General features: G+C 62.0%; 6 protein-coding genes. All 6 read right to left on the reverse strand.

Going from position 1 to position 17,151, the window contains the following annotated elements:
• On the reverse strand, window positions 1-370 hold a 370-nt coding region (locus tag G3N58_RS18710; protein WP_241017171.1), incomplete at its 3' end, for a DUF3683 domain-containing protein.
• Between the two features lie 128 nt (window positions 371-498).
• Entirely contained in the window at window positions 499-747 is a 249-nt protein-coding gene (locus G3N58_RS18715; protein WP_167036979.1) for a hypothetical protein, read from the reverse strand.
• Between the two features lie 13 nt (window positions 748-760).
• Complete coding sequence (locus G3N58_RS18720) at window positions 761-1,543, reverse strand: LuxR C-terminal-related transcriptional regulator (RefSeq protein ID WP_240158661.1); 783 nt, start codon at window positions 1,541-1,543, stop codon at window positions 761-763.
• 660 nt (window positions 1,544-2,203) lie between these two features.
• Window positions 2,204-6,625, reverse strand: a complete 4,422-nt coding sequence (locus G3N58_RS18725) for a thioester reductase domain-containing protein (protein WP_205999913.1) — start codon at window positions 6,623-6,625, stop codon at window positions 2,204-2,206.
• Between the two features lie 87 nt (window positions 6,626-6,712).
• On the reverse strand, window positions 6,713-11,467 hold the full coding sequence (locus G3N58_RS18730) for a condensation domain-containing protein (RefSeq protein WP_205999914.1): 4,755 nt from the start codon (window positions 11,465-11,467) through the stop codon (window positions 6,713-6,715).
• On the reverse strand, window positions 11,464-17,112 hold the full coding sequence (locus G3N58_RS18735; RefSeq protein WP_205999915.1) for a type I polyketide synthase: 5,649 nt from the start codon (window positions 17,110-17,112) through the stop codon (window positions 11,464-11,466). The genes G3N58_RS18730 and G3N58_RS18735 overlap by 4 nt, the downstream gene beginning before the upstream one ends.
• Between the last annotated feature and the right edge of the window lie 39 nt (window positions 17,113-17,151).

The following is a 17,151-nucleotide window of genomic DNA, read 5'->3' on the forward strand; positions in this document are numbered from 1 at the left end:
CGGCCTGCACGAGTGTTTCGACGCGCGCGGCGCGCTCGACGCCGGCTTCGTCGCCATGGTCGCGCAGATCGGCGCGGCGGCGCTTCTCGATTTCGGCGAGGCGGTGATTGAGCGCCTCGATCAGCAGCGCGCGGCGCTTCGGGTTGTCGAGCAGATCGTCCTGCAGATACGGATTGCGGCGCACGACCCAGATGTCGCCGAGCAACGCATGCAGAATTCGCAAAGACTGCCCTAGTCCCGGTTCGATGCGCAAGCGAACGAGTGCGTCCCACACGGCCTCACTCAGGAGGCGAATCACGATCTCACGATCAGAAAAAGACGTGTAGTTGTACGGGATGTCTCGATACCTTGCTTTCGCGTCGACGGGCATTCTCGTGTCAGCGCACAGGCGCGCCGCGGGCACATGGACATTCATCGGGTTGAGCCAATATAGGTTTCCGGGTGCGCATGGCCTGTTCTTTTTGCCGGGTTCAATCGACGCAAGCGCATTGATTCGGATTACGCAAGAAAGGTGGTACGAATCAGATCCAGCGCAGTCTTGAGCATCATCAGTGTCGCGCCCCCGATGAACGGCGGCGCGATGATCGCCGTAGCTCCCAGGAACAGGCGGCCCGCGATTGGCAGATCGGGTTTCTTCCAGGCGATGTACACGCCAGCGGGCGGAAGAAACAGGATCGAGAGTACATAGCTGCGATAGGTAAAACCGTGCTTCGCAACGAACGCCTTGATCTTGTCCTTGAACGACATTGCCATGCCCCTTTCAGATCAGACCGAGACGGCTGACTTTTGCAACCGCCTGAGCCCGGTTCGAGACTTTCAGCTTTTCATAGACATTGGTCAGGTGGAACTTCACGGTCCGCTCCGAGACACACAGAATCTTGCCGATCTCCCAGGCGGTTTTCCCTTCGATGACCCACTTGATGACGTCCCGCTCTTTCCTGGTCAACCGGATGCCGCTCAGATCGAGCGAAGGATTGGCGACCGTTTCGCCGAGATTGAAACCGGCATCGGACTGATCCACTTCCATGATTTTCATCGCCAGAGTTGCATGCAGATGCATCGCGATGAAGCTGACCAGTAACGCGAGATGCACCGTGACATCCGCGCATTCGAGCTGCAGCACCGTGCCGACATCTTCCGCGCTCGACACGCTGGAACGCACGCAGGCCGCGACGCCCTCGCCGCCGCGCATATGGGACGCGACGTCATCGGTAATATGACCGAGTTCGTTGAATTCGCCACGGCAATCCTGCCATTGAAAAGCATGGTCGAGCGGATTCGATATCGTGAAACAGTTCAGGTATTGCTCAAGATCGACAGCGGGGCCGCACAATGTACGGCCAGGAGAGCAATCTGCCTGATCAGTGCGCACGCCATATCGATATACCAGGCCATGCGAAATCGCCGTACTCTTGCGCTCATGCAAGATCACGCATCGGTCGAATTCAACCACCTCCCTGACTTTCTCCGTAAATCGGTCGAGCTGATCGGCCAGATCCGTCGGTCGAAGGATTTCGCTAATGATGCATGAAAGTGTTTTCAATTGATCGGTGCATTGAAGGCAAATCAAGTCACCACCTCCGGAAATTATCGTTCCGCTCCGTGTTTGTCATGATGGACCCATCCCCTCCTGTGCCGCTATCGGCGATCACTGGATCTATCGACTCATTGGAAACAGCGTCATTCTCTCGCTTTCGGCTACGACGCTGTGCAAGAGGAGGTCTTGCTGGAGACGGCACAGTATCAATCCTTACAATGACAGAACTATGTATATTGGGTCTTTCACGACGCTTCACCAATTCAGTTTGAATAAAAAAATATATCGATTATTCCACTATATGCTTTATGGATACGGTTTTTCCCACTCATGGCTGCGAGAAATACCGAAAAATCGAATGACTGTTCAAAAATCGGAATAGATTTCGCAATGATTACATTGAGACCGGTAATTTCGCGACGTTCATCACACGTGTAGCACAAGACAAACGAATATCTTCTTCTTATTTTTTAAATTTATTTGCTGATTCAAATAACGTGCCAGAAATCCCCTATTCAGTATCACGAAACGCGCAACGCCATCTCATTGCACGTTAAATTTAATGTGCGAACCAGCAACGAATTAAGCACATATTCATATAGCGAAAATCGTTGCGACTTTGGGCCCGGTAATTACCATGCAACTCCGCCGCACGCGTCACATCGTTCAGACACTGGTGGTCAGATTGCGTGGCGATGCGCTACCGCCCGGTGGCAATTGCCGCTCGTTACCGGCAGGACGGGCCAAATAGCCGGTCGCGTAAAAGTAGTCGAAATAGACGCGCAACCAGTCGTTGGTCGGCCTGATTCCCTCACTGAGTACATCGCCCGCGAGTTGCCGCAAATGAGCGATTGCGATAGGAAGCTGGCGCCCCACGGATGGATCGGCGACCGGATTCAACTTCCTGAGAACCGGAATCAGCATCGTCAACGGATGAGTCTGATCGCGCCGTACGTGAGCGGTCAATGCCTCAAGCCAGGATTCGTAATCCATACGTTCGATGGCGAAGCCCTCGCCCTCGATGAAATCGACCAACGCATCCATCGAATTCCATTGCGGGTTGACGACATGAATGGCCTTGCCATGCACAGCTGGATGCATCGATGTCCTGACGATGAGACGGCTCACGACATCGACAGGCAGCATGTTGTCGAACCCCGTATCGCGCGGTGCCTTGCCGAACAACACGATGCCCTTGATGAGACGGCAGAACAGGTCATCCACATTCATCCGGCCGGAACGTGAATGCCCAACGATACGCGATGGTCGATAGACCGAGACAGGTAAGCCCCTTTGTGCGGCAATGGCAAGCATCTGCTCGGCCACCCACTTGCTTTGTTCATAGCCACTAGTCAGCCTGTCGTGCAATGGAACCGCCAGGACCTCGGGAATCGTCTCGGCGAAACGGTTCAACGTGCCGACTGTCGACACGTAGTGCACCGGCTTCGTCTTGTGCAGGCTGGCAAGACGCAGGACGTCCTGGGTTGCCATCACGTTGACCTGTTTAAGTGAACTGTACGGGTAAACGAAATTGACGAGTGCGCCGTTGTGATAGATCGCGTCGATATCACTCGCCAGATTCGAGAACACCTGATCGGACATGCCGAGGCGCGACAACGCCAGGTCCCCCGGCACGGCAACGATACGCGACGTCCATGATTCGTTCCATATTCCGTGCCCTTTGAGCGCATCGACGATTCTGCGATGTCCCGACGCGGCGTCGGCCGCACGCACGACGCAATGCACGTCGGCCTGTGTGTCTTGTAGCAGTTCCTCTAGCAGATGAACGCCAAGGAAACCCGTCGCTCCGGTAAGCAGCACTTGCTGATAGGGGCAAGGACGATACGTACTCGCGAGCACGATGTCTTCGTCCAACCTGGCGTCCGCAGACAGATCGATTCCTGCTCGCCCGGTTTCCCCGCCTCCGTTCAGAATCACCGCGGCGAGTCCTGCGATGGTGGGTCTGGCCAGTAGTGTTTCCATATCGATCTTGCAGCCCAGCTTTTCCTCGATCTGGTAAAGCATCACCGTCGCTTGCAACGAGTCACCGCCAAGATCGAAGTAACTGTCCTCAACGCCAATCCTGTCGCTCTTCAGCAACGCGGACCAGATGTCGAATATCGCGGTTTCGACAGCATTGCGCGGTGCCTGCTGATCCTTGCTGACAAGCGGCGTGATCTCGCCGCGCAACAGGGACAGACGATCAAGCCCGCCCTCGCTGCGAGGCAATCTGTCGAGTTCGACGAATTCCGCAACACCAAGCCCATACAACTCACTCGCCTCACGTATACGTTCGGCATGGCCGTCAGCCCGCGCGCCGTCGTTCACGCTATAGAAGACGCTGTACTCCCAATCGCCCATGTCTGAAACACGCTCGACGATGGCCGCCTCCGACACGCCAGCGCGAGCCGCCAGTTCGCTTTCGCGTTTCACCCATTGTCCGGTCAACGTGTCGAGCGCGGCCTCGGCATTCGGCAGTTCGGTATGGCACGCCGCATCGGTCATCCATGCACGCAGTGCGGTGCGCAGTCGAATGCCATCGCGTGTCGCAATCCATGCATGGCGGTCCGGCTTGCCGTTGCTCAGCAGCAGATCGGGGACGGTGTCCCCCGCGATCGTCAGCCGACCTTGTGCGTCGATGGCGGCACGGTGCAACCGGTTGTCGAGCACTTCGACCGTCGCGCCGGCAGCAGGCACACCGGCATCGGTCGACCACCGATACCCCGAGTCGTCCTCTGCGTGTGCTATCAACGTCGAATGAACCAGCGAGTGTGCGGGCCAGCGTAGTTCGCGCATCAGCCGTGCCTTCGGTGCCAGTGCCTGAAGACGATGCGCATCGCGCCGCGTAAGCCCACATGCATCGACGATCCAGTAATCGGACTCGATCGTGCCCGCCGGGAGCACTGCAGCCGCCCGGCCAATGGATCGCGTATGCGTCGCGCTCAACGCGACGCTGTGCCAATGCCTGCCCGACGATGCCAGCGTTCCGATGAACGCCTCTTCTCTCGCGCATGTGACGTAATGCAGCGAGAGGCCCGCGCACAGGCCAGCCAGCCCTGTCCAGATCGTCGAATGGGCGAGTGGGGAATCGCACAATGCCATGTCGAACGCGGCTTGCACGGGATACGTCCGCTCAAACGATTGCGCTGCGCGGAACAACTGCGACTGGCGGTAGCGCGTCAGCCTCCATGCACCCGTATCGATCCTGACGAGCAACGTGCAGGCGCCGCACGCCGGGTTGGCTGTGGCAGGCCCAGACAGGACGTCGGGTTGATCCCGGCGATGGCCGAACGCAGGATCACGCTCATCGAACACGTTGCACTGCATGCCCTGGATTGACTCGGATCGCACGGTACTCACGCAGCCACGCACCGGTTCCGGCCCCCACGCAGATTCCGCCGCCGACACCAGCGCATCGACATCCGATTCCTGATCGGGAACGATGCATTCGATTCCATAGGCAAGACCCGATAACAGCATCACCAGACCCGCCACCGGCTCATTGCTCCGGATCAGAACGCGGTCGCCGGGAAGATAACCGAGCCCCTGCCATTGCCACATCGCGCGCACGATCCGCGAGCGCAGTGCCGCGTAACTCAGACTGGCCGACAGAGTCAATGTCGAACTGCGTGTGCACCTGATTGCCGATGCGGAAAAGGCCAGCCGGTCGGGCGTGCTGTCGGCGTGCCGCATCACCATGGCGAGCAGCGTTTCCGCGCCAGCGGGCATCTCCGCTGCCGGATCACGCCGCGGCGCGGTTTGCAGATGCAGATCGCCAACACGTTGATGCCTGGCCAGTACCATCGTTTCGAGGAGAGAGCGATACTGATCGGCCATCCGTGCGATCGCGGGGCCGTCGAAGCGTGCGGTATCGTAGGTCAGCTGGAACGTCAGCGGCTCTTGCGGCAACACGATCAGCGCGAGCGGATAGCTGGTTTCCTCGACCGCGCGCAGGTCCTCGACAGCCAGCCCGCAAGCGGCGACCATCGCCCTGAAAGCATCCTGACCAGGATAGTTCTCGAAGACATACAATGATTCGAACAGCGCGCGCCGCTCAGTGAGTTCGCTACATTGCAGCACGTCGGTCAGCGACCCATACGCATAGCGCTCGGCACGTTGCGTATCGGACTGGATTCGCCGAAGCCACTCCATCGTATCGAGTTCATCATCGAGCCGCACCCGCACGGGCAACGTGTTGATGAACAGACCGGCAGTTTTTTCCACGCCGTCTATCTCGGTCGAACGGCCCGACATCACCATGCCGTAGACGACATCATCGCTATCGCCATAAAGTCCCAGTAGAGCCGACCATGTGCCCTGGCACAGCGTGTTCAAGGTCAGACGGTTGGCGCGGCACAGCTTCGTCGCGACCGATGTCCAGTCGGCCGGCATCGCCGAAGTGATGCTTGCAAGGCGTCGCCTGCCGTCGTTTGCGGGCGCTATACGCGGCGCCATCGACGCCGCAAAACGCAACGGCGCGCGAAACCCCTTCAACGTCTCCTTCCAGTATTCGCGCGCCTGCGCCGCGTCCTGCCCGCGATGCCACGCCACGTAGTGCCGGAAGTCCGTCGACAAAGCGGGCAGTATGGTGTTCGGTTGCGCGTAAAACTGGAAGACTTCGTCGAGAAGAATCGGCATGGACCAACCATCGAGAATCGCATGATGGTAGGTCCACAGAAAGCGAAACCCGTCGTGTCCCTGCGTCACGACAGTAAGCCGCATCAGCGGCGCCACGCTCCAGTCGAATCCCCTTCTTCGATCTTCCGCCAGCAGCGTGTCGAAACATCGTTGCTGCTCTTCAGGATTCCGGCCGCTCCAGTTCAGTGTCTCGAACGGCAACATCACGGTCCTTCTCACGACCTGCATGGGCTTTTCTTCGTTCAGTCGAATGAATAGCGTCTTCAGGACATCGTGACGATGAGTGACGGTCTCCCATGCGTGCCTGAAGCGCTTAATGTCGAGCGGGCCCTTGAGTACGCACGAGAACTGCTCGACATACACGCCCGATTCGGGATCGAGCCGCGAATGGTGCAGCATGCCGCGTTGCAGCGGCGTGAGGTAATAAATTGTATCGACGTTTTTGCTCATCGTGGATTCCTGCGTTCGGCATGCTTTCCCATGCCGCGCGCCGGGACGTTTGGCAACGGTGACCGGGATGAATCGCCGCCCTTCCTGTTAGCGCTCGAGCGCTTCGATCTCGTCCAGCAGTTCGTCCAGCCCGTCCTGGTTCACATCGAGCTGCGGCACATCGGACGGCGTCAGCCCGCCTGCACCTTCGGTACAGCAATGTCGAATCAGCATGGTCAATGCATCGCTAACCCTGCACATCAGGCAGCCGATGCTCTCGTCGATGCCGGGTGCGCCGTGAAAGCCGGATTCGATCGTGAGCCGGCCATCAGCGATATAGGCGGTCACGTCGAGCAGATGCGTACGGCGTTGCCGCGCGCTTCGGATGCCAGGCGCCGGCTTGAGCACTTCGCCATAAAATGCCGACGATCCGGCGATCTGATCCAGTTGACCAAGATAGGTGAACAGTATCGGTGAGTTCGGCAACGAAGCCAGCAATGCCTCGTCCGTACCCTGAGACTCGGACCGCGGGGCTTCGAGATAACGCAGCGCCCCAAAGCTCGCGCCTTTGCGTGGAATCTGCCGCAGCCGCTCCTTGACGTGCTTGATGAGGCGGCCGGGATCGTCATATGGCGTCGCCTCGATGAACACCGGATAGATCGATGTGAACCAGCCGATGCTGCGGCTCAGATCGACGACATCGGCCAATGCGTCGCGCCCGTGTCCTTCCAGATCGACGAGCAGCGCATCGCTGCCGCTCCACGAACGAAAGCCCGCGTGCAAGGCGGCGATCAGCAGATCGTTGGCATCCGTACCATAGGCCTGATGGGCGGTCGTGCGGAACGCTTCCGTCAGTTCAGCGTCGAGCGTGGCGGTACAGCCTCCCGACGGCTCGTTATACGTGTGATGCACGATAGGCGCGAGACCATGACGCATCAGCGCGACTCTGGCGGGTCCCGCCAGCGCGCCGCGCACATGAGTCACGAAGCGCTGCCAGTACTGGCGATCGCTGTCCAGCACGGCACCTTTGACGAGCGCGTCCCACTGCTCGACCCACGCTTTGGTCGAACTCGTCTTCAAAGGCAGCTTCACCGCCGACTGCGCGCGCAACTGCAGGTAAATATCGCCGATATCCTGCAGCAGGATATTCCACGACACGCCGTCGATGGCGAGATGGTGTACGACGATCAGAAGGCGGCTCGCCGTCAGCGTTGCACTCTCGAGCCAGCGCACGCTCAACAGTCGGCCGCGTTCGATGTCGAGTCCCGCCTGGGCGTCGGCGATCGCCTGACTCCAGATTTCCGCACAGGGCTCGCCCACGTTCGTCGTACACGACACGATGGCCCAATCGGGCGAGTGCGCAGGGTCATCGTCGGGGACGAACACCTGACGCCAGCCGCCTTCGCGCTCTTCGAAACGCGAGCGCAGCACGTCATGATGACGCACTACGAGCCGCAGCGCCTCCTGCATGATGGTAGGGTCCGGCGCCTCGCGCAGGGAGAGGAGCAGCGCCTGATTGAAATGTGACCGGTCCACGTCAACCTTGTCGAAGAACCATTGCGACGCGGGCCCCGGCATGACCTCACCCGTAACGCTCCCTTGCTCCGCCAGGATGCCGGGCACGGCGCTCACCACCCTCGCAAGACCGGCGATCGTCGTCTGCTCGAAGATATCCTTCGGCTTCAGATACATCCCTTCGAGCGACGCCTTCGAGACGATCACGGCCGCCAGAATCGAATCGCCGCCGAGCACGAAGAAGTCGTCGTCGATACTCACCGACGACTTGCCGAGTACTTCACACCAGATCGCCGCGAGTTTGCGTTCGATGTCGGTAGCCGCGGCGCGGTTCGCCGTGAACGTGCGCTGCGGCGGTGGCAGCCGGCTGACATCGAGTGTGCCGTCGCGATCGAGGGGTAGCGCCTCCAGCATCACGAACGCTTCGGGATGAGTGTAGTCGGGCAGCCCCCTCTTCAAGCTGCCGCGCAGCGCACTTTCAAGCTCACCACGCACCTCATCGTCGATGGGCACCACATACGCCGTGAGCATGATCGCGTCGTCCGACTCGACCACGTGACAGACTGCTTCGCGCACTCCCTGCTGCGATGCGATGAAGCGCTCGACATCTCCGATGGCGAATGGCGCCAGCCGGTGCGTGACTACACGCCCGGACGGGTCGGCGCATACCATGTGTCCAGCGCGCCACGTGACCGTCAAGGACGTCGGGACGATGCCGGTATGCGCCAGCAGGTGTGAGAGATCGTCGTCTGTCGCGACTGAGGACCGCAGCGCGCATACCTCGCGGCTGACCAGACATAGGCGTCCGCGCTGCCGCTCGTCGGCGAGGTCCATGAACGGACCGAGTGCGACCGGCACATGAAAGGCGCCTTGCAACGACGCCAGTTGCCATTCGTCGCGAACCGGGGCGAACGCGACGGGTCCATTCCAGGCGTCGCAATCGCACACCGGCGCAAAATACCGTGCCTTGGGTGCCGATTGGCACCGAGCCACCCATTCGAGCGTATGTGGATGATTGCCGTACGCGATTAACGCGTTCACACTCGCACGACTGTCGATGGTAAGTGACGGCAGCAGGAGCGCCGGAAACGCGAGCGCTGAAATACGGTCGTGTGCGATCAATTCGCTCAATTCCAGACGCGCCCATTCGGCTCGATCATCGCTGTCGCCGACAAGCGCGCCGATCGACACGCTTTCGGACACGCGAGCCCGCCCACCCCGGCGCACGGCCCCGACCATGATCGATAGCGCGAACTGCACGGGCATGCCACGAATCACCAGTGCGCGACTTTGTTCGTCCATCTGAAGAAGCTGGCTCATTCCGTCGATGAAAGCGCCGACGCGGGCGGCTTCATACACGCCGCGAGCTTCGACACGCGACTGCGGCTTGACTACGTCGAGCTCATACGGATTCCAGTCCGACCATCCATCGCTCGCACTGCGGCAGATTGCATCGAAGCGCATGTGCAACGCATCGGCATCATGAGGCGACCCATCCGGCAAATGGCACGAGGCCCCTACCTCGAGCACGGCGAGCAAAGCGGCGGCAAGCTCGGCGATACCGCGCAATTGCAGGGAAACCGTACTGCCCGCTCCAATACCAAGCGTCTGCAGCCGCGACCGTACGGCATGTACCGCTTCGGATAGCTCAGCATAGGTGATCGCACGCCGGTCGAACCGCCAGGCGATCTGTTCACCTTTGCGCGATGCGTGGGTAAAGAACGACCCACATTGAAGCGACGGCGGTTTCGCCAACACGTGTGCATCCGCGATGCGCCGGCACGCCGCGTCGCGCACGGGCGGTGCCGTCATCCGGTAGTCGACAGTCCGACGCGCCGGGTCGGCGAGAATCTGCTCGACGAGACAGGCATACTGGCTCGCGAAGCGATCGATCGTCTCGTGATCGAACAGATCGGTGTTGAACGTCCACGCGGCGACGTACTCCGTGCCCATGTCCTGGACGTTCAGCGTCAGGTCGTGCGTCGCGCCGCGCGTACCTGTGCTGGATGCAGCGAGCAGTTCGCGGTAGAACGGCGCTTGGTCCCGCCGCCCGGTGTTCGCCTCGTTGCGTGCCTGGTTCCAGTTGTACATCACCTGATAGACAGGGGACCGGCTCGGATCGCGTGGCGGCCGCAACGTTTCGACCAGTAGCGGAAACGGATAGTCCTGGTGATCGAGCACGCGTAGCATCATCTCGCGCGTACGTTTGACCAGATCGCCAAACGAGTCGTCGGGGCGAACCTCGCAGGCAAGGACCACCGTGTTGACAAAATGGCCGAGCACGCTTTCGCTGCCGGGCGCGCTGCGGCCCGACGTCGGTGCGCCGATCATCAGGCGCGACTGTCCCGTGTGCAGGAACAGGAACAATTGATACACGGCAAGCAGCAGCATATAGGGCGTGACGTGCAGGCTGCGCGCGGTTTCCCTGATTTGCCTCGATACCTCCACGCTCAACGCAACGCTATGCACGCGGCCATGCTCGGTTTTGAGCGGGGTCCGGATGCGATCGGTCGCGAGATTCAGCACCGGCAGCTCGCCTTGCAGCTCGCGTTGCCAGAATCCGGCAAGCGCAGCGCCTTCATCGCCCTGCAGACGGTCGGTCTCGTGCTGCACGCAGTCCTTGTATTGCAACGCAAGGCGCGGCAGTTTCAGCGGCTGCTCCGCCGCCGGCTGCGCAATCGCCATCTGGTACAGCGTGTGCAGTTCACGGATGAGAATCTCGAGCGACCAGAAATCCGCCGCGATATGGTGGACGTTGAGCAGCAGCACGTACCGGATCGACTGCACGTCCGCGTTCGCGTTCGCGTCGCCATGCTCGTTGACGAGCAGCTTCATGCGGATCGGCGACACGGACAGATCGAACGGCAAGTTTGCCTCCTGGTCGATCCAGCGATGGATCGCCATGGTATCGGCGTCGAATACACGGTCGATCATGAACCGCGTGCCCGGCGCAGCGCTTACCTGCTGACGCGGTTGTCCGTCGCTCACCCGATAGACGGTACGCAGAATCGGATGCCGGGCAATCAGATAGTCGATGCAGCGTTGCAGGATCGGCAGATCGACGGCGTCATCGAGCCGCGTCGCGTACGTCACGTTATACGCGGCGCTGCCGGGATCGAGCTGATGCAACGACCACAGTGACTTCTGTGCATACGAGAGCGGGTAGCTACCCGCCGTTCCGGCGAACTGTTCGAGCAACGCAATCAGCGTCGCCTTGTGCTGTTTGAGTTCGGCGAGCAGTCCGGGCGTGACGGCGTCTCTCGGCGCCTTGTATTGCAGCTTGCCGTCCTGCGTCCATAGCTCGATGCCGCGACCGGCGAGTTCGTTGATGAAGTCGATCGAACTCATAGTTCGCCACCCTCCATTTCCACGCCAAAGGCCACTTCGCCCGATACGATATCGAGACCATCGGCCGCGGCCCGCCGCACGCGTGGCGCTTCCGGCGCGGGCGAGCCGCCGCTCATCGTGCGCACGATGTCGTTGAGCGTCGCGCCTTCCAGCAGCCGTCCGAACGGAATGTCGACACCGAGTTCATTGCGCAGCGCGTTACGGAATTCCGCCGCCATCAGCGAGTCGAGGCCGAGTTCGATCAACGCGATTCCAGGACTGACACGATCGCGCGCGACCTGCAACGTAGCCGCGATTTCGCCAATCAGGTGATCGCGCAACGCCGCTTCACGGTCCCCCTCGGGCAACCCTGCCAGCCGTTGAGCGAGGCTCGATGTGCCCGCCGCCGGCACTGCAGCATGGGACGGAGCATCCGCGATTTCCTTCAGTAGCGGACGCAGCGAACGGCTCGTACTACGCTTGAGCAAGGTGTCGACATCGACGCTCCAGATCTGGCTCTGGCCCTGGCGCTCGGCCATCAGCGCGTCGAGTGCCTGGAGCGCCGCGTCGGGGTCCAGCGCCTTGAGACCATAGGCTTCGATGCGCCGTAACTGCTGCGCGTCGAGTTGTTCGGCCATGCCTTTGCCGCCCCATAGCCCCCAGTTCATCACATGGCCCGACAGGCCCTCTTCGTTGCGTCCGAGACTCAGCGCATCGAGATACGCATTGGCGGCAGCGTAGGCGCATTGCCCCGGCGATCCGATACACGACACGATCGACGAGAACGACACGAAGTGATGCACAGAAAGATGGGCCGTCGCGCGATGCAGGTTTTGCGTGCCTGCGATTTTCGGCGTCAGCACTTTCATGACCGACGACATCGGCTGTGTTAATAGCAAGCCGTCTTCGAGCGCGCCGGCGGCGTGCAGGATGCCCTTGAGCGGACGAGCGGCGTCCGCTTCGATGGACTTGATCAGTTCCTCCACGTCCGCTGACGACGCGATATCCGCCGTCCGGAATTCGAGCGTCGCATCGCGCGTCTGCGCCAATTTGGCCAGCCGGCCGCGCTCCGCCTCGGCGGGCAATTGCCGGCTCACCGAGATGATCTTCGGCATCCCCTTCGCGATCAGCCATTCGATCAACCGTGTGCCAATCGCTCCACGTCCGCCCGTCACAAGCCAGGCACCGCGGGCGAGCGGTTTCATGGCCGGCGCGTTGCGCCGCACGAGACGCGGGACGAAGACCTCGCGGCCGCGCACGGCGAACTGCGTTTCGCCTGTACTGGCCGACTCGCTGATCACCGACAGCATCGCCTCGCACGATGCGGCATCCGCACCGGGCAAATCGGCGACGAGCACGCGGATGTCGCCGCTTTCGTGCATCAGACTGCGCGCCACGCCCCATGCCGCCGCCTGGGCCGGCACGACGAGCCGGTCGTGCCCCTGGATGCATTGAGCCGACTGCGTGACGAGGCACACCGTCAACGGGCGGCCCGCCCAGTCGGTGGCCTGCACCGCGCGCCAGAAATTCGCGAAACGGCGATACGCACCGGCAACCTGATCCAGTTCCTCCTCGCTCGTCGGCGTGTTCGCCGTGTCCTGGTCTGCTGACCCGTGTGGCCAGACATACAGGATGACGACGGGAGCGGGCGAACCCGCGCTCGATACGCCCTCGGAAAATGCCTTGCGAAAGCGCCGCACGGATTCGTCGTCGCCATCGGACGCGTCAGCGGACTGCCGCACGACGTAGCAATCCGCATCGACGGCGCGTAGTTGCGCGGCAATCTCATCGTCGAGCGCCTCAGCACCGCCGACCAGCAGACAGGCCGGCAATGACAACGGGCGCGCGCGTTCAACCGCCATTGGCCGCCATGCAAGGCTATAAAGGCTCGCCTGTGAAGGCGCCGTGTTGAACTTGCGCGGATCGACGGCAATCAGTTGCAGATGCGCGATCGACGCGACGCATTGCCCCGCATCGTCGTAGAGCCAGAGGTCCGCGCTGATCAGATGACGGCGCGACTTGACGCGCACCGCGCACCAGACGGCACGCGTATCGGGTATCGGCTGACAGGCGATGCGATTGATGCCGATTGGCACATACGCGGACTTGAGCCCGGCGTCCCACAGCGCAGCCGCCACGGTCTGAAAGCAACTGTCGAGCAAGGCGGGATGGATCGAGCGCGCCGCTTTACACGCATGCGATGCATCGAGTTCGATGCGGGCCAGCGCGGCATCGTCGCCGCGCCACAGGCCGCGGATCGACCGGAATGCGCCGTCATAGGCGAGCCCGGAACCGCGCAGCCGCTCATAGAACCGGTCCACAGGCAACACGTCCGCGCAATCGTGCTGGAATGCCGGGAGCGACGGTGTGTCGTGGTCGGCCCGTGCACTGTCCGCGACCGCCGGCAGCCAGGCCGAACAATGGTTGACCCAGTGTGGCTCCAGGTCGGCATCGATATCGTTCCGCGCGAAGATTTCGAGCTGCGCGCGCGCTGCCTTCACTGCGCCCCTCACGTTTTCCGCCGCGTGCACGACCGTGCCCAGCAGAACCGGCCGCTGACGTTCGAGCACCAGCGGATTGTCGAATGACAACTCCTGCACATGGAGCCACGGCGCCGGCGTCCCGTCGGCATCGCTGCCGGCCATGCCGCGCCGCGCCGCGTCGAGCACGATCTCGATGAACCCTGCGGCCGGAAAGACGAAACCGCCATGTACGACGTGTCCTTCAAGGAAAGGCAGATCGCTGACCGCAAGCCGATTCTCATAGCGCCGTCCATCGAGCGCCGGCAGCAACAATTGCTGACCGAGCAGGCTGTTGGGCGCCTGCGTCACCGCCGCGCGCGCGCTGCTCAATGGCCTCGCGCGATCCGCCGCCTGCCGCGAGCCGATCCAGTAGCTGCCCGACTCCAGTGGATAAGGCGGCAACGCAATCCGGCGCGGCCCGATACTCTGCGCACGCGAGCATTCGAAGGCGGCCCAATCGACACGCCGCCCCGCGGTGTACACGTGTCCGAGCGCACCGAGCAACTGCTCGCATTCGACCTCCGCATCGCCGAAACTTTGCAGCGCGCTGACCGCGCGTGCGTTTCCCTGCGCAGCACAACAGGCCTTGGCGAGACGGGTGAGCGTCTTGCCGGGTCCGATCTCGATGAAGGTCTGAACGCCATCGGCCGACAGCGTGCCGACCCCCTGGCGGAAATTCACCGTCGCGCGCACATGCTCGACCCAATACGCCGGATCGCAGTAGCGCTCAGCCTCGAAGATGCCCGACACGTTGGACACGATGCGGATACGCGGCGGCCGATAGTCGATCGAGGCTGTGATCTCGCCGAACGCGTCGAGCATCGGTTCCATCAGCGGCGAATGGAAAGCGCGCGAGACGATGAGCGCGCGTGTCGGAATGCCGTCGCGTTCGAGTTGCCGCGAGAGTTCGTCGATACCAGCGGGATCGCCCGAGACGACCACGCTGCTCGGCCCGTTGTCGGCCGCGATCTCGACGCGGCCCGTGAAAGCGCCCAGATAGCCGGCCAGCCTGGCAGCCGGTGTCAGCACGGCCAGCATCTTTCCGGGCGGCGTCATCGTCTCCATCAAATGACCGCGCACCACGACGAGCCGGCAGGCATCCGCGAGCGAAAACACGCCCGCGAGACAGGCTGCCGCGTACTCGCCGACACTATGGCCCATCAGCACGTCCGGCACGATCCCCCAATCCATCCACAGACGCGCCAGCGCCATCTCGACCGCGAACATCGCCGGCTGCGTATAGCGGGTTTCGTGAATCAACGTCTGCCTGTCGCCCCACAACACGTCGATCAGCGAGTGTTCGCCGAGCGCCTCGAAATGAGCGTCACATTCGTCGAGTACTTCGCGAAAGAGCGGGAACGTCTGATAGAGCTGCCGCGCCATGCCCGCGTACTGCGCGCCCTGCCCGGTGAACAGAAAGGCCAGTTTGCCGGGTTCGTCCGTTTGCGCGGAGCGTTCGATGACGCTTGCGTGTTCGGCCTTCGCCAATGCGTCGAGCAGTTGCTCGCGGGTGCCGGCGACGAGCGCGATACGATGCCGTTGCGTGTCGCGCCCGGCTCGCAGCGAGTGAGCGAAGTCGCCCGGCTCGACGGACGGATTCGCGCGCAGATAGGCGGTGCAACCGGCAACGGCACGAGACAACGTGTCGGACGTATGCGCCGAGATCGGAAAAATCTCCGGACACCCAGGCAACTGCTGTGCGAACGTGGCGATGCCGGGATCACGCGGGGCCGTGGCCTCGTCCGCCTCATCGTCTCGCCAGGCTTCGATGATCAGATGCGCATTGGTGCCGCTCATGCCAAACGAGCTGATCGCCGCGACACGTTTGCCCGGACGGCTCGACGGCCATACCATGTGCTGCGTGACGACCTTGATGCCGTTGCTTTGCCAGTCGACATGCGGCGTCGGCGTGTCCATGTGAAGATGCTTCGGAATCTCGCCCTTCTGCAGCGAACAGATCACCTTCATCAGCCCCGACACGGAAGCGGCTGCTTCGAGGTGCCCCATGTTCGTCTTGATGCTGCCGACGTAGAGGTCCTGCTTGCGGTTCGCATCGCGGCAATAGATATCCTGCAATGCGCGCAGTTCGATCGGATCGCCGAGCAGCGTGCCCGTGCCATGCGCCTCGACATAATCGACTTCGTCGGGCGCGACACCGGCATGGATCAGCGCGTCGCGGATCACGTCGCGCTGCGCGCGGCCATTCGGCGCCGTCATGCCATTGCTCCGGCCGTCATGATTGACCGCCGAACCGCGAATCACCGCGTGAATCGGCCGCCGCTGCGCACGCGCGTCGGACAGGCGCATCAGTGCGACGATCCCGCAGCCCTCGCCGCGCACATAACCGTTGGCCGCCGCGTCGAAGGTCTTGCAGCGGCCATCCGGCGAAAGCGCCTGAAGCTCGCACAACGCGATCGTCATTTCGGGCGACAGCATCAGGTTGACGCCACCCGCCAGCGCCACGTCGGCTTCGCGGTTGCGCAGACTCTGACAGGCCAGATGTACCGTGACGAGCGACGACGAACAGGCCGTGTCAAGTTGCAGCGTCGGGCCATGAAAGCCGAATAGATATGAAATACGCCCCGCCGCGAACGGACGCGCCGTCCCGAGCGACGTCTGCGCATAGCTGAGATCGGCGTGCGGCACCAGTTCGCTGATTCGCGCATAGTCGTCGAGCGACGAGCCGACGAACACGCCCGTCCTGTAAGCGCCAATCGCCTCGCGTGTGAAACCCGCGTCTTCGATGGCGCGCCACGAGCATTCGAGCAGCAGGCGTTGCTGCGGATCGATATGGCGCGCTTCCCGGCCGGAGATACCGAAGAACTCGGGATCGAAACGGTCGACGTCGTCGATGAAAGCGCCGTGCAGGCTGTAGCTGGTATCGTGCCGGCCGGGGCGCGGGTCGAACAGCGCGTCGGTCCAGCGCTCGGCGGGCACTTCGCTGACGGCATCGGTGCCGGCGGCGAGCACCTCCCATAGCCTGGCAGCCGAGTCGGCACCACCAGGCAGACGGCAACCCATGCCGACCACCGCGATCGGCTCATTGGCCGCTTCGCGGACCTCGTTCAGTTCGCGCCGCAACGCATCGATCTTCAGCAAGGCCTGCTTGACGGGCGTCAGTTTCGCGGCTGTAGGCTCGGTCATGATCGCACTCCCGGAATGGCGTTTCGACTTGCGCCGCGT

The organism is Paraburkholderia sp. Ac-20342 (genome assembly GCF_017104985.1).
Lineage (GTDB): Bacteria > Pseudomonadota > Gammaproteobacteria > Burkholderiales > Burkholderiaceae > Paraburkholderia.

Bases quoted from the DNA above. Each gene is read 5' to 3' on its own strand.
- G3N58_RS18715 (WP_167036979.1), bottom strand. From the start codon at position 747: ATGTCGTTCAAGGACAAGATCAAGGCGTTCGTTGCGAAGCACGGTTTT.
- G3N58_RS18725 (WP_205999913.1), bottom strand. From the start codon at position 6,625: ATGAGCAAAAACGTCGATACAATTTATTACCTCACGCCGCTGCAACGC.
- G3N58_RS18730 (WP_205999914.1), bottom strand. From the start codon at position 11,467: ATGAGTTCGATCGACTTCATCAACGAACTCGCCGGTCGCGGCATCGAG.
- G3N58_RS18735 (WP_205999915.1), bottom strand. From the start codon at position 17,112: ATGACCGAGCCTACAGCCGCGAAACTGACGCCCGTCAAGCAGGCCTTG.